At 47.0% G+C, this 23573-nt stretch carries 19 protein-coding genes and 2 riboswitches; of the genes, 11 read left to right on the forward strand and 8 right to left on the reverse strand.

Going from position 1 to position 23573, the window contains the following annotated elements; genetic code table 11:
- Positions 1-103: 103 nt before the first annotated feature.
- Positions 104-1513: a WG repeat-containing protein gene (locus CS948_RS06190; RefSeq protein ID WP_099290859.1), complete on the forward strand. Its 1410-nt coding sequence runs from the start codon at positions 104-106 to the stop codon at positions 1511-1513.
- A 75-nt stretch (positions 1514-1588) separates the two neighbouring features.
- Here CS948_RS06190 and cobS read toward each other — a convergent pair whose 3' ends face one another.
- The 4 genes from cobS to CS948_RS06210 form a co-directional block, all read right to left on the reverse strand.
- Positions 1589-2350, reverse strand: coding sequence for an adenosylcobinamide-GDP ribazoletransferase (gene cobS, locus CS948_RS06195; protein WP_099290860.1), 762 nt, complete (start codon positions 2348-2350; stop codon positions 1589-1591).
- Between the two features lie 126 nt (positions 2351-2476).
- Positions 2477-3517 (reverse strand): nicotinate-nucleotide--dimethylbenzimidazole phosphoribosyltransferase, encoded by a 1041-nt coding sequence (gene cobT, locus CS948_RS06200; RefSeq protein ID WP_099290861.1) that lies wholly within the window; start codon positions 3515-3517, stop codon positions 2477-2479.
- Between the two features lie 22 nt (positions 3518-3539).
- Entirely contained in the window at positions 3540-4052 is a 513-nt protein-coding gene (locus CS948_RS06205) for a bifunctional adenosylcobinamide kinase/adenosylcobinamide-phosphate guanylyltransferase (RefSeq protein WP_176554952.1), read from the reverse strand.
- A 65-nt stretch (positions 4053-4117) separates the two neighbouring features.
- Positions 4118-4507, reverse strand: a complete 390-nt coding sequence (locus CS948_RS06210) for a DUF2809 domain-containing protein (protein ID WP_176554953.1) — start codon at positions 4505-4507, stop codon at positions 4118-4120.
- A 147-nt stretch (positions 4508-4654) separates the two neighbouring features.
- Here CS948_RS06210 and CS948_RS06215 point away from each other — a divergent pair, with 147 nt between their 5' ends.
- The 6 genes from CS948_RS06215 to cbiB all read left to right on the forward strand — a co-directional run bounded on the left by CS948_RS06215 (position 4655) and on the right by cbiB (position 10049).
- A complete protein-coding gene (locus CS948_RS06215) occupies positions 4655-5149 on the forward strand; it encodes a GNAT family N-acetyltransferase (protein WP_099290863.1) in 495 nt (164 codons plus the stop codon).
- Positions 5150-5351: 202 nt separating this feature from the next.
- On the forward strand, positions 5352-5873 hold the full coding sequence (locus CS948_RS06220; RefSeq protein ID WP_099290864.1) for a histidine phosphatase family protein: 522 nt from the start codon (positions 5352-5354) through the stop codon (positions 5871-5873).
- A 60-nt stretch (positions 5874-5933) separates the two neighbouring features.
- The gene (locus tag CS948_RS06225; RefSeq protein WP_099290865.1) at positions 5934-6506 is read left to right on the forward strand and encodes a cob(I)yrinic acid a,c-diamide adenosyltransferase; all 573 of its coding nucleotides are present in this window, start codon (positions 5934-5936) and stop codon (positions 6504-6506) included.
- 101 nt (positions 6507-6607) lie between these two features.
- Positions 6608-8083, forward strand: coding sequence for a cobyric acid synthase (locus CS948_RS06230; protein ID WP_099290866.1), 1476 nt, complete (start codon positions 6608-6610; stop codon positions 8081-8083).
- A gap of 2 nt (positions 8084-8085) precedes the next feature.
- The gene (locus CS948_RS06235; RefSeq protein WP_099290867.1) at positions 8086-9096 is read left to right on the forward strand and encodes a histidinol-phosphate transaminase; all 1011 of its coding nucleotides are present in this window, start codon (positions 8086-8088) and stop codon (positions 9094-9096) included.
- Positions 9093-10049, forward strand: coding sequence for an adenosylcobinamide-phosphate synthase CbiB (cbiB, locus tag CS948_RS06240; RefSeq protein ID WP_099290868.1), 957 nt, complete (start codon positions 9093-9095; stop codon positions 10047-10049). Before CS948_RS06235 ends, cbiB begins: the two co-directional genes overlap by 4 nt.
- A 110-nt stretch (positions 10050-10159) precedes the next feature.
- Here the strand turns inward: cbiB and CS948_RS06245 are convergent, their stop codons facing one another.
- Entirely contained in the window at positions 10160-10642 is a 483-nt protein-coding gene (locus CS948_RS06245) for a ferritin (protein WP_099290869.1), read from the reverse strand.
- Between the two features lie 101 nt (positions 10643-10743).
- Positions 10744-12063 carry a cobyrinate a,c-diamide synthase gene (locus CS948_RS06250; protein WP_099291809.1) on the reverse strand — a complete coding sequence of 440 codons (1320 nt, stop codon included), beginning with the start codon at positions 12061-12063 and terminating at the stop codon, positions 10744-10746.
- 212 nt (positions 12064-12275) lie between these two features.
- Here CS948_RS06250 and CS948_RS06255 point away from each other — a divergent pair, with 212 nt between their 5' ends.
- Positions 12276-14285, forward strand: a complete 2010-nt coding sequence (locus tag CS948_RS06255; protein ID WP_099290870.1) for an LruC domain-containing protein — start codon at positions 12276-12278, stop codon at positions 14283-14285.
- 71 nt (positions 14286-14356) lie between these two features.
- Here CS948_RS06255 and CS948_RS06260 read toward each other — a convergent pair whose 3' ends face one another.
- A complete protein-coding gene (locus CS948_RS06260; RefSeq protein WP_099290871.1) occupies positions 14357-15568 on the reverse strand; it encodes an aminopeptidase C in 1212 nt (403 codons plus the stop codon).
- 173 nt (positions 15569-15741) lie between these two features.
- Positions 15742-18084 (reverse strand): TonB-dependent siderophore receptor, encoded by a 2343-nt coding sequence (locus CS948_RS06265; protein ID WP_099290872.1) that lies wholly within the window; start codon positions 18082-18084, stop codon positions 15742-15744.
- Between the two features lie 107 nt (positions 18085-18191).
- A riboswitch (cobalamin riboswitch) is annotated at positions 18192-18394 on the reverse strand.
- 179 nt (positions 18395-18573) lie between these two features.
- A riboswitch (cobalamin riboswitch) is annotated at positions 18574-18781 on the forward strand.
- 52 nt (positions 18782-18833) lie between these two features.
- Between CS948_RS06265 and CS948_RS06270 the strand changes: the two genes are divergently transcribed.
- Genes CS948_RS06270 through CS948_RS06280 form a run of 3 tightly spaced genes read left to right on the forward strand, consistent with a single transcriptional unit; the run spans position 18834 to position 23491 of the window.
- Positions 18834-21074, forward strand: coding sequence for a TonB-dependent receptor (locus CS948_RS06270; protein WP_099290873.1), 2241 nt, complete (start codon positions 18834-18836; stop codon positions 21072-21074).
- A gap of 10 nt (positions 21075-21084) precedes the next feature.
- Positions 21085-22008: a sirohydrochlorin cobaltochelatase gene (locus tag CS948_RS06275; RefSeq protein ID WP_099290874.1), complete on the forward strand. Its 924-nt coding sequence runs from the start codon at positions 21085-21087 to the stop codon at positions 22006-22008.
- 4 nt (positions 22009-22012) lie between these two features.
- Positions 22013-23491: a PepSY domain-containing protein gene (locus tag CS948_RS06280; protein WP_099290875.1), complete on the forward strand. Its 1479-nt coding sequence runs from the start codon at positions 22013-22015 to the stop codon at positions 23489-23491.
- Positions 23492-23573 lie beyond the last annotated feature (82 nt).

Below are 23573 nucleotides of genomic sequence, written 5' to 3' on the forward strand. Positions count from 1 at the left end.
TACAATCTTTCACTTTGTAAAAATCGTCTTTTTTTTCCTATCCTGCTAGAATTTTGCCAATTAATTTATATTTTTGATTCGATTAGAAGTAAATCTAACTACAATGAAAAGTTCTATTTTATTTATACTAAGCGTCTGTTACATAGTAATTGTATGTTCATGCCAAAATAATTACAACTTCACGGGATACGCCCACCAGCTTGCCAACGGCAAATGGGGGTTCATCAACGAGAAGGGGGAAGAAATCATTTCCTACAAATATGACCACGCTCTTGACTTCCAAGAAGGTTTGGCGGCAGTCAAAATGGGCAGCAAATACGGGTACATCAATATGTCCGGCGATATCGTTATCCCGTTGAAATACGATGCCGCAGAATCTTTCCAAAACAACGTGGCAAAAGTCTATTTCAACCGCTGCCAAGGAATTATCGCGACTACCGGCGAAGAAATTATTCCCTGCCTGTATGATGAAATCGAATTTCCGGGAGAAGACACGATTATCAAAGCGAAAAAACTGAATAAATACGGCTATATCACCCTTACTGATCAAACCGTTATTCCCTTCCTGTACGACGACATCGAAGAGTTCGATTCTACAGGTATCGCTCTCGCGAAACGGGAACAAAAATTCGGGTTCATCAACAAAAAAGGGAAAGAAATCCTTCCTTGCCAATACGATAAAATCCGTAAATTCGGTCCAATTCTATACCTCACGACACAAGATTCCCTTCATGGACTTCTCGATATAAACAGGAAAGAAATTCTTCCCTGCCAATATACCTCCCTCACGCTATGCGACGGGAGAGTGAACCTATTCAAGGGCAAACTGATACGCGTGGAACGGGACAATAAATTCGGGCTTATGAGCGGGGACGGCAGGGAACTGACCGAATGTAAATATGATCGGATAGAAGACTTCCAGAATTACGAAACCGCTCCCGTCAAACGAAACGGGAAATACGGGTACATGAATCGTTCCGGAAGAGAAATCGTCCCTGCCGAGTACGAGGATATTCAAGATTTCGGGAACGGACTATTTCGCGTGAAAAAAAGTCAAAAATACGGGCTTGTCGATAGTTCGGGCAACGAATTACTCTCTTGTATTTACGAATCCGTCGGAAAATTGGGAGGTAACCTGTACCGCATGTCTCAAAACAAACACTTCGGCATGGTCAATATCAGGGGAGAAGTCATGCTTCCATGTAAATACAAAGACATCTATTGGCTAAGTCTGAACCTCGGACGCCTGCTCGTCATGGATGACGAATTCATGGTCGGCTTACGAGATAGCGAAGGCAAAGAACTTGTTCCTTGCAAGTACACCTATATCGGAGAATTTACCCCCGAGGGACACGCTATTGTCAGGCATCAAAACACAGAGGGCTATATCAACACGGACGGAAAAGAGATTGTTCCCTGCAAGTACAAAACCGTCTACCCAATCGGAGAAGACGGCACCTTGCAAGTTCAACAAACAGACGGACACATTATCCGAATCAAAATAGAGGACTAAATATCAATCCTTAAACTTGATCTTCAAGAATTGAAGACCTTATTATTCGGCGAGTTGTACAATACATGAGAAAATCTAAAACAAAAATTGATAGCGACACCAGATCACGAGTACTCCCAAGTAAAATACCTGTTCGATAATCAAGACGGAAGCCCCGCAACAATCGCCGGTATAGCCTCCTATCTTTGCCTTAAAGAAGAAGCGTAGAGCAACAGCCGCCAATATAGCGGGAACCACTGCCCAACAGAATGACGCATCTTTTAGAAAAAAGAAGGGAATCATCGTGATAGCCCCCACGAGAACAAAAATAAGTATTCGTACCTTACTGTAAATCACCTTTGTTTTACTCTCTTCTTCCTTGCGGACATAAGATAACGTGTTTATCATTACCGCTGTACACAATTTGGAAAAACAATCGGCGGCTATCACGATAGGAAAAATCATCGCGGGGTCGAAACTCGATAATAAAACATAATACAACATGAAATAAAGCACCAAACCTATGGTCCCGTAACACCCGATATGGGAATCTTTCATAATTGCCAGAATCTTCTCTTTAGAAGTTCCTCCCCCAAAGCCGTCAAAGAAATCTGCTAACCCGTCCTCGTGCAAAGCCCCAGTCAATAATATTCTGGCTATAATCGCCAACACACAAGCCACCCCCAACGGCAACACCTGTGCCGCCAACCACAGCACACCGCCGGTTGTCGCCCCCGTCAAAAATCCCACCAACGGCCAGAACTTAATCACATCCGCAAAATAGCGTTTATCCACGTTGACCAATCTCCATAATGGTAAACGCGTAAACATCATCACTGCCGCCAAAAGAGAACGCATAGTAATTTATGATTTTAGATTTATGATTTATGATTTATGATTCCAGCCGCACGAACCAACGCTTATTCTGTGATTTCAGATTCCGTGATTCACTCTCATTTTCAATTTTCAACTTTCAATTTTCAATTATTTAAAGTACTTCGTCACCGCCGCGGACTTAAAAGAAGCCATTTCGTTTATCATGTTCACGGCTGAAACCAGTAAAGGATAAGCACAGATTGCCCCGGTTCCCTCCCCCAAGCGTAAACCGAGATTCAACAGAGGTTCCGCCTTCAGGTAATCCAGCACAAGTTTATGACCGCACTCGTCGCCCTGATGCCCGTAGATGCAATAATCCGTCAATGCCGGGTACAAAGCCCGTCCCGCCAACACGCAATTCGTCATGATAAAACCGTCCACGATAATAATCATCCCCAATTCGGCAGCCCGAAGCATTCCTCCCACGGCAGCCAGCATCTCGAATCCGCCGAAATAACGAAGAATATCTTTAGCAGAACCGTCACCCTTGTAATTCTCCATGCAGCGACGCAAGACATTGTACTTGTGTTCCACACCTTCACGTGACAACCCGCTACCCGCTCCCACGCAATCCGATAAAGGAATCCCCGTCAAATAAGTCATCCACAGGGAAGAAGTAGAAGTATTCGCGATTCCCATTTCCCCGAAACTCACCACATTCGTCCCCTCAGCATACACCATATCCACGATCTCCGCACCAATCTCTATTGCCCGGTCAAACTCCTCTTCCGTCATGGCTGCCTCGTGCAAATAATTCGAAGTAATCTTCCGAATCTTCCGGTCAATCAATCCTTCCATAGGTCCGAAATCACAGTTCACCCCACAATCCACCAACTTAATCCCGAAACCGTGTTGACGGGCAAACATATTCACCCCGGCGCCCCCTTTGATGAAATTGGAAATCATCTGTGCTGTCACCTCGGGAGCGGAAAAACTAACCCCTTCCGTCACGATACCGTGATCAGCGGCAAAAATGATATTCTGTGGTTTTCTAAACTCCGGGGAAAGAGTTTGCTGTATCAAACCGATTTGAGCCGCAACCTTCTCCAACAATCCCAACGACCCTTTCGGTTTCGTCAAATTATTTATCTTATCAATCAAATCAGGCAAAATCGCCTTATCCGTTTCTTTTATAACAAAACTTCTCATACAATTAAAAATTATATTTTATTTACTTCACTCTCATGGCAATACCGGACACCATCAACACCACCTCATCGGCTGCACGACCGATATACTGGTTCACCCATCCCTGCAAATCCGTGAAACGGCGCTGCACGGGCTCAACAGCTATTCCCCCCATCCCAATCTCGTTGGTCACGAATATAAACGTCGCCTCTTGCCGGGTAAACCGGTCGAACTCTTCTTTTATCTCTTCCAACGATTTATCCACGTCCGAATCATTATCAAAAAAGAAATTCGTGCTCCACAAAGTCACACAATCAATGACAACCACTCTCCCCCGCACGTCACATTTACTTATAAACTTCTCCTCTTCCAGATTCGTCCATTGCGCTCCCCGGTCTTGTTGATGACGCTTTACCCGCTCTTTAAATTCCTCGTCCCACACCCTTGAAGTAGCCAGATAAACCGGGTTTTCGGACAAATGCAACGCTAATTCTTGCGCGTACCTGCTTTTCCCGGAACGCTGTCCGCCCGTAACCAATATTAGTTTTCTTTTCATCATAGCGACAAATTTCTCTGTTTTTTCAAGAAATTCAAAACATTATTCCGGAAAATATAAAACATTTATTTTCGCCCCCATCCCGGCAAGGAATCCACCCAAAATCCAAGAGTCACTCCCACCGTATAGCACGCGATATCACTCCACAGGAAACCGAACCCCAAAACCAACCCTCCCAACGTCGTCGCCCGGATAGAGTCTATCCAAGGTGCATGATATAACTGACTAACCTCTATCAAGTAAGAAAAACTCAACGCCCCCCAAAAAGACACACTTTTCTTCAAACTCACGAACAACAACCGACAACCGAAATACACCATCATCGCCCAAAGTACATCCCCGACATACATTCTCACGAAGTCAATCGAGCAGATACTCGTCTTCCGGGAAAGCAATCCCAACACAACAATCCCCAATGTCAATAATAAATATCTTAACCGCACACTTTTTTCCATATTACATCTTTTCATTTCCTTCCGGGAAACACCGAAAGACTTAACAAGACAACAAATCTCTCTATTTTTTCAAGAAAAGCAAAGTATTACCCCGAAAAATATACAATATTTTCTATAACTTTGACCAAACCAATATCCTGAATCACAATGAACATCACATTTGAAAAACTAGGAAATACACACCAGAAAGAGGTTATGGACATCTTCAATTACTACGTTGAAAACAGTTTCGCGGCCTTTTCCGAAACCCGATTGCCGGACATCTTCTTTGAAAAAATAATGGAGAAAATACAAGACTATCCCGCCTACGCCATAAAAGATTCAGACACGGGAGCCATCGCGGGGTTCTGCTATTTAAGTGCTTATCACCCATTCCCCACGTTCAAACACACGGCACAAATCAGTTATTTTATCCTCCCCCATTACACGCATGCCGGGGCAGGCAAAATGAGTCTGGATATACTGGAAACCGACGCGAAAAAACGGGGTATCCGGATAATCCTCGCCGACATTTCATCCAAGAATCCTCAAAGCATATCGTTTCACGAGAAATACGGGTTTAAACGTTGCGCGCAACTTGAAAAAGTGGGACATAAATTCGGGGAAGACTTCGACGTCATTATCATGCAGAAAGAACTGTAATCCTTGGGTTATCCCACGGTAATCCTACCTCATGGTGCTTACACCCCACATTTCACCCGCTTACACCTCCACCGGAAAAGGGCAAAATAACGGTGCAACAAGAGAGTTGTAAGCGTGTAAAGGTAGTATTACGGTAGAATCACCCCGGGAATACCGTGAGAAATGAAATTGTTTACTATTTTTGTATCGTGGATAATAAAAAATAGTGATGATTGAACTTATACTCTCCCGACACGGGGAAACACTGGAAAATCAACAACATATCCTGCAAGGACAACTTCCCGGCACTCTCTCCCCTTTGGGCAAAGCGCAAGCGGAGAATCTGGCGGAAGACTTAAAGGATGAACAACTTGACGCTGTCGTGTGCAGTGATTTGGCACGAAGCTATGATACCGCCCTCGCCGTGGCAAAACGTCACGGACTAACACCCCTGCAAACTCCCTTACTACGGGAAATGGATTGGGGTGTATATACCGGGAAGCAATTGAACGATGTCGATTGGCTGCATCTTCCCCCCAGCGTGGAATCCGTCGAGGCACTCTTTCAACGTGCCATCAACTTTATCCATTACCTGCAAGAAAACTTCCCGAATCAACGCATCGTTGCCATCGGTCACGGGGCATTCAACCGGGCTATCATCGCGTACCTTGAAGGGAAACACCCTATCGACATGATAGACCTCCCTATCATGGAAAACACAACCCGTGTCTATTATAAAATATAAACAATAATCGAGAATTGGAAATCCCCATTTTCAATTTTCAACTTTCAATTTTCAATTATTATGAGGATATACACGAAAGGAGGAGATAAAGGAACCACCGGAATACACGGGGGTAGCCGGGTAGATAAAGATGACATCCGCATCGAGGCAAACGGAACGCTCGACGAACTGAACGCGTCGTTGGGGGTCATCCGGGCTCTTTTGAACAAAGAGGACGAACGCCAAGAAGTATTAGCGTACCTTCAACGCTCGTTGATGACCGTCATGTCACAAGTGGCAACCCCTTCCGCTATCCGGGCACAGAACCCGAACAAACTCCCGGAGGCTCTGGATACATTTTGCGAGCAACAAATTGACCGGATGAATAACGAGATGCAACACCCCTCTACACATTTCGTGTTACCGGGTGGAACAATGATTTCCGCCCAATGCCACGTGGCACGCACCATCGCACGGAGAGCCGAAAGACGTTTATGGACACTAAACCGCACGGATGAAGTTCCCCCTCTCATCCTTCGCTTCATGAATCGCCTGTCCGATTTGCTTTTCACCATGGCACGCTGGGATATGGATAAAGAAGGCTCGGAAGAGGAAAAATGGAAAGCCTTTCTTTACAAGAAAAAAAGCAATTGAAAATTGAAAGTTGAAAATTGAAAATGAAAAGAATCACGGAATAAGCGTCGGTTCGTGCGGCTGGAATCTAAAATCTAAAATTTAAAATCTAAAATTAACACATGTTTCTTCGCTCTATCATGTTTGTCGGTACCTGCTCGGACGCGGGAAAAAGCATCATCAACACGGCATTTTGCCGTATATTCAAGCAGGACGGTTATCATCCCGCCCCCTTCAAGGCACAAAACATGTCCTTGAACTCTTTCTCCACCCCCGACGGGTTGGAAATAGGACGAGCCCAAGCCGTACAGGCGGAAGCGTGCGGTATAGCCCCGGAAAGCGACATGAATCCCGTGCTACTGAAACCCACGAATGACCAAAACTCGCAAGTGGTAGTAAACGGGAAGCCCGTCGGCAACATGTCCGCGAAAGCATACTTCATGTCCGACAACAAAGCCGGATTATTCAACGAAGCCTATGCCGCTTACGAGCGTTTGCGTGCCCGGTACAACCCGATAGTACTGGAAGGAGCCGGCAGCATATCCGAATTGAATCTCCGGGAACGGGATATCACCAACATGCGCATGGCACTGCGCACCGATGCCGCCACCTATTTGGTCGCAGATATCGACCGGGGCGGCGTCTTCGGTTCCGTCTACGGTTCCATCGCCCTACTGTCGGAAGAAGAAAAACGCCAAATGAAAGGAATCATCATCAACAAGTTCCGGGGGGACAGCTCCCTTTTCGACGAAGGACGTCGCCTACTGCACGAATTGACAGGCATACCCGTCGTCGGGGTCATCCCTTACTTCCGGGATATCTATATCGAGGAGGAAGACTCCGTTTCCTTGGAAACCAAACACGTGAAAGCGGAAAGCGGGAAAATCAACGTCGCTATCGTGCTGTTGAAAAGGATGTCCAACTTCACTGATTTCAACGTACTGGAAAGAGATGAGCGATTCCACGCTTATTACACGAACAACACGGACGAAATCCGTAAAGCCGATATCATCATCCTGCCCGGCACCAAAAACACAATAGCGGATTTACAGAATATCCGGGCAAACGGCATCGCTGAGGCAATCATTCGTGCCCACAAAGACGGGAAAAAAGTAATCGGCATCTGCGGCGGCTACCAAATGCTGGGCGCCCGCATCGAGGACCCCGACCAGATTGAAGGCGACATACCCGCCATACCGGGCTTGGGTATCCTCCCACTCGTCACGGTCATGGAACCGGAGAAAGTCACACGACAACGCCAATTCAACTTCCGCGATTACCCGGAAACTTGCCAAGGGTACGAAATCCACATGGGACGCACCGTCCTGCTCGACGGGGCATCCGCATCGCCTCTCAACCGGCTACCCGACGGACAGGCGGACGGCTACCTGCTCAGCGACAAATGCTGGGGCACTTACCTTCACGGCATTTTGGACAACAACGTCGTACTGAATGACTTGGCAACAGGTCTAACCCAAGCCTCGCCTACAACATTCGACTACGCCGAGTTCAAGGAACAACAATATGACAAACTAGCCCGGCACGTGCGAGCGTGTGTTGACATGGACTATATATATTCCACACTTAAAACCAAATAACAATGCTAAACGGACATGGTGACGACCTGTTTCAGACAGGAATAAATATTAAAGCCAATTTCTCCACGAATGTATGGTACGACGCAGACGAGGATATCATCCGCTCCGTCCTCAAGACACAAATCGACACGATATTCCATTACCCGGAACCCGCTGCCGAATCCTTTGTAAACGAGGTGGCAAACAGCCACAACCTGACACCGCGCAACGTGATTGCCGGGAACGGTGCAACCGAACTGTTTTACCTCATCGCCCACGCTTTCGAGGGGGCGAAAACGATACTACCGGTACCTTCCTTCAGTGAATACGAAGACGCTTGTACATTATACAACCACCAACTCTCATTCATCCCTTTGGAAAACTTCCAACCCATCGCGGGAGATTTGATGTTTATCTGTAACCCGAACAACCCGAACGGGTACATCTGGACGCGAGAACAAATAGAATATATCCTGCAACAATTCCCGGACATGACGCTTGTCGTGGATGAATCATTCATCAACTTCGCCCCGACAGCAGAAACCAGCGAACCGCTATTGTCCCGCTACCCGAATCTATTGATAATACATTCCATGACCAAGAATTTCGCCATCCCCGGCTTACGCTTGGGCTACATGCTGGGAAATGAAGCCTTGATAGAACGCATCCGGGCTTTCAAATCCCCGTGGAGCGTCAATTCGCTGGCTATCGAGGTCGGTAAATTCTTACTTAAAAACGGGAAATACCTACTCCCCGACACGAGCCGACTGATGAAACGAAAACAACAATTCGTCAACCAACTCGACAACCTTCCCGGTTTCATCCCGTTGAATTCAGGTACTTCATTCTTCCTCGTGCACACGAAATTCGACACGAGGCAACTGAAACAACATCTCATCGAACAACACGGGATTCTAATCCGGGACGCCTCCAACTTCCGCGGATTGGATGAACACTACTTCCGGATAAACACCCTCTCCGAAGAGAAAAACCAAATGCTCGTGAACGCGCTAAAAAATTTAGAATTAAAATGAATTCATTTTCAATTTTCAATTTTCAATTTTCAATTATAATCGTTCCCCTCGTCATCGGGTACCTGCTCGATTTACTTTTCGGTGACCCGAGAAAGTTGCCCCATCCCATCGTGGCTTTCGGGAATATCATCGCTTGGTGCGAACGACATTTAAACAAAGGGAGCCGTCGGAAAACCAAAGGTTGCTTCATCGCTATCGGGTTGCCTCTCGCCACCCTCTGCACGGGGGGAGTACTCGCGTGGGGTTCTTGGCTCATTCATCCCGCCGTCTATTACATCGTTGCCTCCGTTTTCGTCTTCTACGGTCTGGCAAACCATAGCCTTATTCAAGAAGGCGGGGAAGTGATTCGCACGCTCGAAACGCGAGGATTGGAAGCCGGAAGAAAACGCCTTTCATGGATAGTGGGACGCGACACCCGTCAATTGCCCCCGAAAAAGATATACACTGCCGTACTAGAAACGATGGCGGAGAACCTCAGCGACGGAGTCGTCGCACCGCTATTCTTCTACGCCTTGGGCGGCTTTCCCGCCATGATGATGTACAAGATGGTAAACACCCTCGATTCCATGCTCGGGTATAAAGATGCCCGTTACAAGGACTTCGGCTGTTGTTCCGCGCATCTCGACGACATTTTGAATTACATCCCCGCCCGATTAACAGCTCTCCTAATGGCCTTATCCGGCTATCGAAAAGGCATTTTCAGCTTCATTCGAAAATACGCCCGGCAACACGCCAGTCCCAATTCCGGCTACCCCGAATCGGCGATGGCAGGCATCTTGAATTGCCGCTTCGGCGGACCCAACATCTACCACGGTATCCTCGTCGAAAAACCCTATATCGGCAGCAACGACCGGGAACTATCCGGCAGGGATTACAAACGAGCCGCCCGCGTCAATCAAACCGTGTGCCTCGTTACCGTCTTACTGATTTGCACTATTTATTCCATCATATAAAGATGGTGTGTCGCAACACACCATCGCAGACTTTAAGAGCCGAAGGCTCAACTTTACGAACTTTATAAACTTTATGAACCGGAGGTGTGTTCCGACACACCTCCATTAATTTATTTCCGTCCCCCCAACTTATCGTCCATATACACGAGATTGTGCCCGTCCAATTTCCGAAGACGCTCCACGATTGTTTGCGCGGTATCTTCCTCTTCCACTTGTTCGTTCACGAATCCATTGATAAAATTCTGGGCAGCTTTATCACCTTCCTTGATAGCGACATCCAGCAAATCATCAATCAATTTAGAAACATGGCACTCGTGTTCATAAACATGCTCGAACACCTCCAACGGCGTCCCCCATGCCGCGGGCACCACGTCGATTTGCCCAATCTCGATATTTCCACCGCGTTTAATCACGAAATCAATCATCTCGTAAGCGTGCTCCAACTCCTCTTTAGACTGTGCTTTCATCCATGATGCCATCCCGGGATACCCACTCTGGGCGAAATACACGGACATTGACAAATACAAGTTAGAAGACCACATCTCGGCATTCACCTGAGCGTTAAACGCTTTCACTAAATTCTCTTTCATCATATCTCTTTTATTTAAAGTTTATTCTATTCTCCGAATAAACCCGAACAAAACATATGCCACGCGACGCCCCCTGTCAAAAATACCCGCCGCGGGACAAATTGTCATTCCGAATCCCGTAACGCCATATTCAACAATCGTTCCATCCCGCACTCCCCCCAGTAAAAATGGACGTAACTCGCTATTACATTTTTGTAACGGTAAACAGGTGTATCCACCCTTCCCCCTTTAGCATTGTACACTTCTCCCACGCGAGCCACCTCTTCCGTCCCCGGTTTCACGCGGGAATAATGAAACTCATGCCCCCGAATCGCCTTACCGTTCAAGACCACTTCCCGGTACCCCAGCTTCAACTTCATGGGTTCCATGGTCGCTTCCCGACTCAAAACCCCGACCATGGGATAAGCGACACCATCCGTTCCGGCAATAGATTCACACAAATACATCATTCCCCCACACTCCGCCAGCACACGCCCTCCCGCCTCGCAATAAGCACGAAGAGCCTGTTTCATCTCTTCATTTCCGCTTAATTCGGCAAGAAACAACTCGGGATACCCGCCCGGCAAATAAATCAAATCGGCTTCCGGCAACACGGTATCATGCAACGGGCTAAAAAACACGACCTCCCCCTCACGCTCCAAAGCCCCGATATTCTCCCGGTACATGAAATTAAAAGCCTCATCCCGCGCAACCGCAATCTTCATCTCTCCCCGTTCCGCGTCCCCGTTCACGCCACATGCCGGGAAATCCGTCGTACAAATCTCCAGCAACCGCTCCACGTTCACGGTTTTAGCCATCACCTCCGCCACCCGATTGGCAAACTCGTCAAAACAGCAACTCCCGTCAATCGACAACCCCAAATGACGGGAAGGAATCACAATCCCTTCATCCTTGGGGATATACCCCAGAGCTTCAATCCCAACATCCTCGCAAGCCCCCCGCAGGTAAGCGTAATGCGACTCCGACGCCACGAAATTAAAGATAGCTCCGACAACACGAATCCCCGGGTAAAAATGCTTGAACCCATGTAACACGGGCGCCACGGAATAAGCCGTCGACTTGGCGTTCAACACCAGCACCACGGGAATCCCCAGCACCCCGGCAATCTCGGCACTACTTCCCCTCATCTTGTCATACCCGTCAAACAATCCCATAACTCCCTCCGTCACGCAGGCATCAGCCCCCGTCCCGTAACGGGAATAGATTTGCCGCACGTGTTCCGCCGAAGCCATAAAAGTATCCAGATTGACAGCCTCCTCCCCGGCAGCCATCGCGTGATGTTTCGTGTCAATATAATCCGGACCACATTTGAACGGCTGCACTTTCATTCCCTTGTTCCTCAACAATCGCAATAATCCCAACGTGAAAGTCGTCTTCCCACTACCGGAAGTCGCCGCACCAATCAATACTTGAGGTTTACGCATAATCATCCATCATTTGTTTATCGCAAAGATACAACACCCGAAGAATAAAAAATAAATACGAAACAAAATAATAGCGTAAACACAGTACTCAAATCCCATAAAAAGGATTCACCGTTCTCACTACATATTAAATCTGTTTAAATTATAGCTATATAGATACACTTTAGTGTTTTTATATATAACTTTGCATAAACATTAAAAGCCAAAAGAGGATGAAAATCAACAAGAGCGTGTATGTGCTTTACCTATTTATTGGTGCACTAGTATTTGGGGGATGTAAAAAAGACGTTTATGACCCCAATAAAGACGAGTCGAAAAGTAATAATTCTGACTATTTGACTCGTGCAGAAAAATCACTGGATATCGATTACGGAATAAAAGGCTACAAAGCCGTATTCGAAATCTATACAGAAAACCCTATCGTTACTGAAAATGGCGTAAGCAAGAAAAAAGAAGGGGTAAACGCACCATTCAAAGTTTACACGAACGACGATTGTCAATACACGGGTTCTATCAGTTTACCCACGGCAACAGATAAAGTTTATCTTTATTCCGAATACATCGGTTTACCTGAATGCGTGGAATTGGAAGTCGGCGAGAGCGGCATCCGGTTCAATATGAAAGAATATAGAGAACAACAACAGTCCTCTGGAGCCAAAGCAGCAACCACTCTTGCTAAAAACGTATCACTTTCCCGTGCGGGAGGAGATAATCCATATAATATTTCTGCCCCTCTCGGCACATGGAGTAATGGTGATTATTTTCAAAAAAATGGAATACCGAACTATTTGTTGAAAGAATATGATATTCCGGAAGGATTATTGAATCGAATCCAAAATACATTAGAAGGAATCGATAATTCTAAATACGTGAGATCTTCTGACGTTGTAAACATCAAAGTAATAGAAAATGCCAGCATAAAACTTATTTTCTTGGACGGGAAGGGAGAGTATCGTAATGCAATGGGGTATTACTATTATAACTCAAAAAAAGAACTAACTGCAGAAGAATTTAACGCTTTACCCAAATATTTAGCTTTTCCAAGTTGTACTGAATACAGCCGTCCCGGAGGAACTTTATGGGGAGGTGATAGAATCAAACTGATGTATTATGGTGAAGACGGGAAAAGTGAAGGAAGTGAAACATTCCCGCAAGGAACAACTATCGGCTGGTTCTTACTTGCAAACGGATTTGAGGACTATGGTTACAATTGTAAGGTTAATTACAACCCGAAGAAAGGCACTTGGTTCTCGAATGACGAATTTAATGAAGGAAAGATAAAAAGTTGCATAAGCATATATGACAAGGAAAGCAAAAAAACGATTCTTGGCATTGAAGACGGAGGTGATAAAGATTACAAAGATATTCTCTTCTACGTGGAGGCAACTCCGGACGAGGCTATCTATGATCCCAATAAACCGACCACCGACCCCGAAGTGCCTTTCGACCCCGAAACAAGTGGTGAAACCGTCGGTACATTAGCATTCGAGGACTTGTGGCCTAATAAAGGGGATTACGATATGAACGACGTGGTAATCACCTACAAGAGAAGTTACACCTTTGACAAAGACAATAACATCCTTGAAATCCAAAACTCTTTTACCCCTTACCATGAAGGGGGTAAAATCCAAAGTGCATTCGGGTACCAGATTGACCTACCCCAAACATACGTGGACGAGGTAAAAATGACAAACAACAATACCTCTTCAGCCCAGCTTGATGCCAAAGGAATGGAAAAAGAGCAAGATAAAGCAACATTTATCCTCTTCGATGATTTGGGACAAGCCAAGAATAACGGAGAAATCACGTTGACAATCAAACTCGCTGCGTCAGCAGGAGTAAAAGTGGATGATATTCAGAAGAATAAATTCTACAATCCATTTATTTGCGTCAGTAGAAGCAAAACAGGAAACCCCGTAACCTCACTTCCCCGACGGGAAATACATCTCACAAATTACCCGCCGACCAAACTAGCGGACATTACAAATGATTTCGGACGATATGATGACCGGAGTGGTATTGACAAAGAAGGAAATGCTATTGGTCCTAAATATTATGTGGGTGATGAAACAAATCCCTACCCGTTCGCCATCGACCTTCCCATCACGGACTATGTAGTTCCGGATGAATCCGTGAAAATAAACATATTCTATCCCGATTTCTTAAATTGGGTCAAAGAACCTACAAAATACGGGGATTGGTATAAAAATCCAAAGAAATAAAACAATTCTTTTCTTTCATAAATAACGAAACCGCCCCATCACGAGGCGGTTTCATTTATAATAAACTTACATTAAATTCCTAACTTCTTTCTGATGTCCTTCGGAATCGCACTCTTGTGTACCAGAATATCCATCGTCTTCAACGCCATATAAGGATAAGAAACGTAGAAATACCCGCCGAACCGATTGTACTTGTTCCACGAGTTCTTCACGATAAAATAAGGTGTACCGTTCTGGTCCATCGCCTTGCCGATAACGTGCATACCATGGTCGTCGGTCGTCAGGTAACGGTCGAATTCTTCCTGCCGCATCTCTTGGGTAATCTTTTTCTCGGGAGCCGGAGCCAGCTTGAAAGCATCCAACGTCTGTTGTTCTTTAGGCAATTTCTCCCATTTGGCAATTTCAGCCCCGGTCATCTCTCTCGTGTCGGTCGAGGGCACCACCGCCACCCCGGCATCCTTCGTTGCAAATCCTTTCTCACTCACGTCAGCACCCCAAACGAAAGTGTACCCGTTATCAATCGCACTCTCCATCACCCGCATCAACTCGTTGAGCGGGATATTGTAAGCCTTATCCCACGACCAATTGTCTTCCACCTCCAAGGCAAACTCCGTGTAAAAAGGATGGTGCGTGAACGAGGTCAGATTCACGTAATCGTCCATGTTCAACCCCACCACCTCGTCGGCAAAAGTCCGGGGTGTGTACTCTTTTCCCTTGTACTCGAACTTCTCGGGCTCTTCACCAAGATAAACGTCCAAAATTGCATCAAACCCTTTCTTCCAAGCCGTACTCAAACGTTTATTTCTATTCTCGACCACCGCTTCCACGTACGCTTTCAACACGGCGTCAATCTCCCCGAACACATGATTCGGCTCCCCGTAATTCAAACCCTTGAACACCTCAAGAGGCACAATCCCGTACTTCTTCGCCATGTTAATTACATCCGACGAAGCACCACCCACGGCAAAATTCAACACGCCATGCAAACGCACGTACTTCTCCGCCTTGTCACTGTAAGCATGTTTCACGAAATAAATAGCCGAAAGATTAACCGAATCTTTTCCCTGTCGCATCATCTCCGACTCCAGAAAAGAAGCCGTAGACCACGACCAACAAGTGCCGGCACGGAACTGATCTTTCACGGAAGTAGCGGGCAATCTCTTAATGTCCGTAAACTTATACCCTTCAGGTTTCACGGTATCCTGCTTCACCGTATCTTGCGCACAAACACCTGCACAGGCAGCAAAGACCAAAACAAATAAAAACAATACAAACTTTTTCATATTCTTATATTATAATGACTATTCTATTTTTTGACAAAAGTAGCCAATAAGTCTGCATTCTGACGTCTACCCCGCAAAATATTTCCACAGATTTCATAAACAACAAATTAGCAGGTTACAAATCAAATACTAACTTGTAACCTGCCAACCTGTAACTTTCGCCTTCGGCGAAACTAAAAAGTATATGACACGGATGCCTGATAATTCCGGGGTTTTCCCAGTACAGTTGTTTTCTCGAAATACTCCTTGTCAAACAAATTATTAATATTCAAAGCCAGATTCACATGCCCTTTAATCGTGTAATATATTCCCGCATCCATCAGCCACAACGCCGGAGTGTAAATTCGTTCCTTGATATCGGAGAACACCTTATCCTTGAAATTTCCGCTTAATTGGAACGACAAGTTCTTCAACACCCCCGAGGGAATCGTATAATCGGCATACGCGTAAAAAGTTGTACGAGGCACACCTGTTTCACGCACATTCTTATTCTCTTCCTTGTATTTCGAGAATCGTCCGCTCTCCGCTATCTGTCGCAAACGATATTCCGCCCAACTCAATCCCGTCGTAAACCGAAGCGTCGGAAGAGGACGAACCACAATCTCAAAATCAAATCCCTTTGACATTCCTCGACCTACTTGCCCTTGAATATTCTTCGTCACGGTACTGCCGTCAACCACTACAGTAGTATCTCCCAAACTCTTCACGATATTATAGCGACTCGTGTAGAAAATCGAAGCGTTGACATCCACCCATTCATTCAACGTGTAATGCCCCCCGACTTCTGCCGAAATTCCTTTCTCCGGCTTAAACACTTCCCCGCCGTCCGTGTCGGGATTGAACTCGTTCCCCTTTCTATCCAAATACATAATATCCGGATTATAGAACTTCACCACCGGGTTGAAGAAAGAAGAAGCGGAAGCATAAAATGACAATTCCGGCACAGGGAAATACACCACTCCCGCCCGATACGTGAAAGCGGAAGTCTTCACTTTATTCCATTCCGAACGGTTCTCCTTCTTGTAGTCCTGTTTCCCGTCCAAAACCTTTGCTGTTGCCGTTTTATAATTATAAAAATCCACGCGTCCGGACAACATCACCTTCCATTGGTCGCTAAATTCCATCACATCATGCAAATACACGGCATGCGTTCTATCGGTTTTCAGACTTGCAGCTGAAATTTTAGAATCCCACCAGCCTTGTACCAACTGCGGATTCTTCAATGCCAACACAGCACCCAATCCGGGTCCCCACAAATCATCACTCCCGTACCCGTTATACTGTACAAAGTCAAACGCGAAATACGACCATCCCAATGTATAATGGTGTTTCACGAATCCGGTCTCCACGTTACCTGTCAATTCCAGCACATTACTCAATTGTTTATGCTCCGGGTTAAAGTTCAACGGTTTATTTCGCACCACAGAATCCAGATTTATATAGGTCGTTTTACCTTTCGAGGTATAATACCATTTATAAATAAATTCCTCCGAAGTCCGGTACCCCAATCCTTCCACGCAGCAATAATCCAAATCGCTATGGAAATAAGTAAACCTCTCTCGCAATGTCATGTTCTCGGATATCACGTGAGTGTACCGTGCCGTCACGTCCCATACTTTACGCTTCATCCGATTATTCGCGTAATCATTATATATCTCGTGATAATCGGCATAAGGATGCCGTTCTCCGCTCTTCATAAAAGGCTCGGCATCCTTACCGACTTCGTACACATCATAACGCACGGTCGGTGCGGCCCCTATTTCAGTCGTGTACTTATCATCCGCGTAACTGCCACTCACTTCCAATCTCCCTACTTTGCCGACATTCGCGCCTAAAACCCCATAAAGGGAGAATCTATTCGCGTTCGTGTGCCGGTAACCGTCGCCCGTGGAATAATGGATATTCGCCCGGTAATCAAGCGGTCCCACCAACTTTCCCCCGAAACCCAATGTAGCCCGTTTTTCTTCCCAACTACCATAACTAATCCGGACATTAGCTGAAAAATCCGGTGTTACCTTCTTGCGCACGATGTTCAAAACCCCTCCCATGGCAGAATGTCCCGCCAACACCGAAGCGGGTCCCTTTATCAATTCGATGGACTCCACGGATGACAAGTCCCCGTAAGGAACATTCTGGCTAACCGTTCGCTCGTCCCGCATCCCGTCGATCATGATAAGCGCGCTCCCTTGTCCCCGGATAGAGAATCGTTGGAACGCCCCCAGTTGATTTGTCTTGTGAATAATCCCGGGCAAAAACTTCACGGCATCTTCCAGATTCATGATACCTTTACGCTCCAGCATCTGCCCGGAAAGTTTACTTACCGTTATCGGGACAAAGCGCAACGGTACATCCAACCCCAACAAATCGATACGTTTTCTTTTTTCAAGCACACTTACTTCATCGATACGAAAAATCGTATCCGTGATACTTTTCTTTTTGCGCTTGTCTTTATCCTCGGCGAAAAGCGAGCCGACACACGCGAACAGCAATAATGCCAATACAACAACTTTTTTCATACAAACTATATATTAATAATGAATAAAGCATTATTAACATAGTCTTTAGGGCAACATGAGTTTCAAGGTAAAATCCGTATTTTTCCTCTCGCTTTTTCTCCCGAAAGCTATGGTTATCATCGTTCGGCAGGTCTTCTGACTTGTTCCGGATTTTGTTGCCTTCCCAGTTGTTACACCAGTGACATTTGAAGTACAAAATCCCTTGTAAAGGAACTTACAGCTGCGGGTACAGTCCCGGATTCACACCGGATTCCCTATTAAGCGTCGCCTTCATGAGCGAAGGTTCCGCACCAAAACGGGGGCAAAAGTAATATATTTTTCTATATTATGCATTTCTTGCATGACTTTTTTATTTTCTTTACAACACTCAGATTTTCAACACAATCAAAGGAAATGTAATTTCTCTACATCCTATTTTACCACTAATTCCCCTACAAATTATTAATTAATTTTTTCTCCGTTTCATTGTATTTTTTAATGGAATCTGCATACATTCGCGGAGTCTTTGGTGATGTGTTAATATCCCATTAGCGCACAAGAGGGAAGTCGGTTAGAATCCGACACAGTGCCCGCTACTGTGATGCCCGTTTCCCCGGGAGGGGATTCAAAGAAAGGTTCTTGCACCACTGTCCTCGCGGACGGGAAGGTACTTTTCTTAGGCGTAGTCAGGAGACCTGCCAAAGCAAAACAGGTAATAGCGTATTCCCGGGGTCAGGAGTACCATTATGAACTTTTAAACTTAATCTTACATGAAGAAATTTGTAGCACTGACTACATTATTCGTAGTAGCATTAGCGAGCGTCGCTTTTGCAGAAATCACCTTAAAGGGGAAAGTTGTAGATGCCAAAACCGGTAAAGCCCTTGCCGGGGCAAATGTTCGGTTAGTCGGAACAAGCATCGGTATCGCCACGAATAACAAGGGCGAATTCATTCTGGAAAAAATACCCGACGGGACTTACACGCTTCGTGCCAGCTACTCCGGCTACGAGGTCGGTTCCATGAAAGTGAACGGAAACAAAAGTGACATATTATTCCAGTTACTCGCCACCCCGGTAAACTTGAATCAGGTCGTGGTGACGGGAACAGGAACCCACCGCCGATTGAAAGATTCGCCCGTCCCGGTAGAAGTGATTAGCGGGTCGGACTTAAGGCAGGCAGGAGTAAATTCCTTCGAGGACGCCCTTCTGTTGCTGAACCCCGCGTTCAATATTCGCCCCACGGTCATGGGCTCGTACTTCACGCTCAACGGCATGAGCAACAAATACATCTTGATTCTCGTCGACGGGAAGAAAGTGGCGGGAGATGTTTCCAACAATACCGACTTGTCGCGTATTGACATGGGACGGGTGAAACGCATCGAGATATTAAAAGGTGCGGCTTCCGCCCTCTACGGTTCGGACGCCATCGCCGGGGTAATCAACGTTATCACCGAACAACCGAAAGACCCTATCAGCGTGCAGTCGAAAACCCGTTTCGGGGGAGAATCCAGCTTCTCGCAAAACGCCAGTATCGATTTGAATTTCGGCAAATTCACTTCCTCCACCTCTTACCAAAGGCGGCAGATGGACGGATGGCAATTAAACCCCAATGAAATCAGCGGCGACACGGTTATCCCCACGAGAAGTGAATCATCCAGTAAATTCCATTCCAATATTATTACCCAACACTTCACTTACGCCCCCAACGAGCAATTGAAACTCTACGCGCAAGGAAGTTATTTCAACCGGGAAGTAAACCGTCCGGTACAAGAAAAGAAAAACGACGGGGCGTACCAATACGACCTTACCTACATGGACTACAATTTCGGCTTGGGCGGAAAATACTTCATGAACGATGGAGCGTATATCTCCCTCGACCTTTACATGGACAATTACGAGTACAACAAACTCTACACGGTTGCCCAACTTGACAAAAAAGACACGACATTCCGGGTTGGGGATGAAGAATTGACCAAGCGCCAAAAATATTACAACGGGAACCTGAAAGGCGTATTCCGGGTGGGCGAATACAACAAACTCACGCTCGGTACGGAATACGCTAACGACTACATGAAAAATCCCGGCAGCCTCGACGAACCGAAAGAAATCTACACGCTCGCCGTATACGCGCAGGATGAAATCCGTGTATGGAAGAATCTACAAATCCTCCCCGGTTTCCGTTACGTTTACAACGAGATGTTCAAGAACCGCTTCACCCCGAAGATTGCCCTCATGTACACGCTCGGCTCGTTCAACTTCAGAACTTCCTATGCCGCCGGATTCAAAACTCCCAGCATACAGGAACTATATTACGACTACGAGAACCGGGGAGCCATCACCATCGGGAATCCCGACCTGAAACCGGAAAAAGCGAACTATTATAACGTGAACGTGGAGTATACCGGGAAATACCTCAATATTTCCGCGAACGGGTATATCAATGACGTGAAAGACATTATCGAGAAATACGACATCGGTGCCACGGACGAAGATAAAGCCAATGGAATAAAAACCCGTAACGTGTACCACAACCTCGACAAAGCCAGCATCAAAGGTTTCGACATCTCCGTGAACAGTTACCTCGGAGCCGGATTCTCCGCCGCGGGGGCTTACAACTGCGTTTACGCTGCCGACGGGGAAGGACGCCGCCTAAGCGAATCGGTAAGACACGCCGCCACCTTCCGGGGAGGCTGGACACACGAGTGGAACAAATACCGCCTGCACGTGAATGTCAACGGGAGAATACAAGGTTCGAAATACATCTATAAAAAGACAACGGACAAAAAGACCGGGAAAGACATATACACCGACACCAGTGCTCCCAAGTACCAACTCTGGAACCTTGCCACCACGCATACTTTCGCGCCCGTGGGTAACTTCCTGTTTGAACTGAACGCCGGGATTGACAACCTCTTCGACTGGACGGACGACCGCCCCAACGGCGTGAACTACGCTACCCTGAACCCCGGCAGAACATTCTTCGCCAGTCTTGTAATCCGTTTCACGAAATAAAACCGATATCATGAAAAACATATTAATAGGCTTTCTTTTATTAGCAAGCATATCCGCCTTCGGGCATGGCGAAGGTTTCAAGGAATCCGATATATTCAAAACCCTCGGACCGAATGACAAAATAGCCCTTCTTATGGTTCACTTCGGGACGACACACGACGACACCCGCGTACTCACCATCGAGGCTATCAATAAAAAAGCGGCAAAGGCATTTCCCGGCATCGAAGTCCGGGAAGCCTACACCTCCCGCATGATTATGCGCCGTTTGAAAGAAAAAGGCATCGTGAAACCGAATCCCGTGGAAGCAATGAACCAACTCATAGCGGACGGCTACACCCACCTCATCATCCAACCCACGAACATCATCGAGGGCATCGAGATGGAAGCCTTGCGCAAAGAAGTGGCTCTCTACCGCGACAAATTCAAGGACATCCGGCTGGGCAACGCCCTGCTCTACACCCCGGAAGACTACAAGGCAACCGTGCAAGCCCTTGCCGCGTCGCTCCGGGGAAAGGCGAAAGGCGATTGTGTCTTCGTGTGCCACGGCACTTACCACCCGGCAAACTCCACGTACGGGATGCTCGACTACGTGATGAAAGCACAAGGCCACAAGAATTACCACGTGGGAACCATCGAAGGCTATCCCGCCATGGATGACGTTATCCGGGAACTGGAAGCCAACAAGGCACAGGAAGTCACCCTTGTCCCCTTCATGTTCGTGGCGGGCGACCATGCCAAAAACGATATTGCCGGGGACTGGAAAGAGGAACTGGAAAAGAAAGGTTATAAAGTCAACGTCATCCTCGAGGGGCTGGGACAAAACGAGGCGATACAAGACCTGTTCATCCGTCACGCAAAATTCGCCTCTACCCACAAGCGGGAAGACATCATCGTGAAGAAAAAGAAATACGAGAAGACCGACGATATCGACTAATCACATGATTACAAGATTACTCATCCATATCCACAGGATACTGGGAATCATTCTCTGTATCCTGTGCTTCTCGTGGTTTATCTCCGGAATCGTGATGATATACCATTCGTTTCCCCGTGTAAGCCAAGAAGAACGCTTCGCTCGCCAGCAAGCCCTTGACACCGCGTCATTACCCGCCATGCAAGACGTGCTCCGCCGCCTGCCTGCCGATGTCCGCCCGGGCGGAATCAGCCTCGACAACCCGGAAGGACAAAACGTGTTCCATTTCGGGAACCGGCGAAAGAGTCATGATTTATACGCCGACACCAATGCCGTGGCACCGACAGTGAATTACGCCCTCTGTGAATGGCGGGCAAAAAACTGGTGCCCGAACAACAACATTACCCGGGTAGACACCCTGCACGCCCTCGACCAATGGATACCGCTTGCCCACAACAAACGGGAACTGCCCGTGTACAAATTCTTTTATGACGGACCGGAAGGATATCAATTGTACATCTCCTCCCGAAGCGGCAATATCTTGCAATTCACGGATTCCGACAAACGATTCTGGGCATGGTTCGGGGCAATACCCCACTGGGTATATTTCACGGTCATCCGGGAAAACCAGAACTTGTGGACGCGATTCATGTACTGGTCTTGCTACCTCGGGATGTTCATGTGCTTCACGGGATTCATCCTCGGCATTCGTTCCTACTGGCTGAACCGCCAGAAAGGCTTCCTTCGCACCCCCTACAAGAAACCGTGGTTCAAGTGGCATCACGTCACGGGCTTCTTCTTCGGGATATTCGTCTTCACGTGGATATTAAGCGGATACATGTCCATGGCACCGCTTCCCTCGTGGCTGTTCGGCGAACAGAAACCCCGTGGCATGACGCGGCAAGGCGCACCGGACAGGGGGACTCCCTCTCCCGACACCTACACGCTGGACTATCGCGACGCTATTGCCGCCGTCAGCCGGACACACGGTCCCGTGAAACAAGTGGAATGGACGCATTACGAAGGCATGCCCCTGTATAAATTGAGGACAGAGCGGGAAACCGTTACCCTCGACGCCTCTGCCGACAGCATCCGTCCCTTCCGTATCACGGAAGAAATGGTTTACGCCGCCATCAAACGCCTCACCCGGGATACCGTCCCCTACACGGTGACAAAAATGGAGGAGTACGACAATTACTACATTTCCCGCCGACGCCCGCTGCCGTTACCTGCGTACAAGGTCGAACTCGACAACGAGGCGAAGGATTGTTATTACTATAACCTCGAATCCTTCCAACCCGCGCACTACGACACGAACGGACGCTGGAAACGCTGGCTCTACCGGGGATTGCACACGCTGGACATCAAGTTCCTCGTCGAACGCCCCGTGTTGTGGACCGTCGTTATCTGGACACTCCTTCTCGGGGGAGCTGCCGTGTCATTCACGGGAATCATGCTCTCGGTGAAATACATCATCCGGTTGTGCAAGAGGCGAAAGAGATAAATTCACCTCTATTAACACTTGCTTGTAAATCACCATAAGACGGCGAGGAAACAGGGGAGTTCTTTTGAAGTTCTTTTGAAGT

Origin of the sequence: Butyricimonas sp. Marseille-P3923 (assembly GCF_900184685.1) — a bacterium.
GTDB lineage: Bacteria > Bacteroidota > Bacteroidia > Bacteroidales > Marinifilaceae > Butyricimonas > Butyricimonas muris.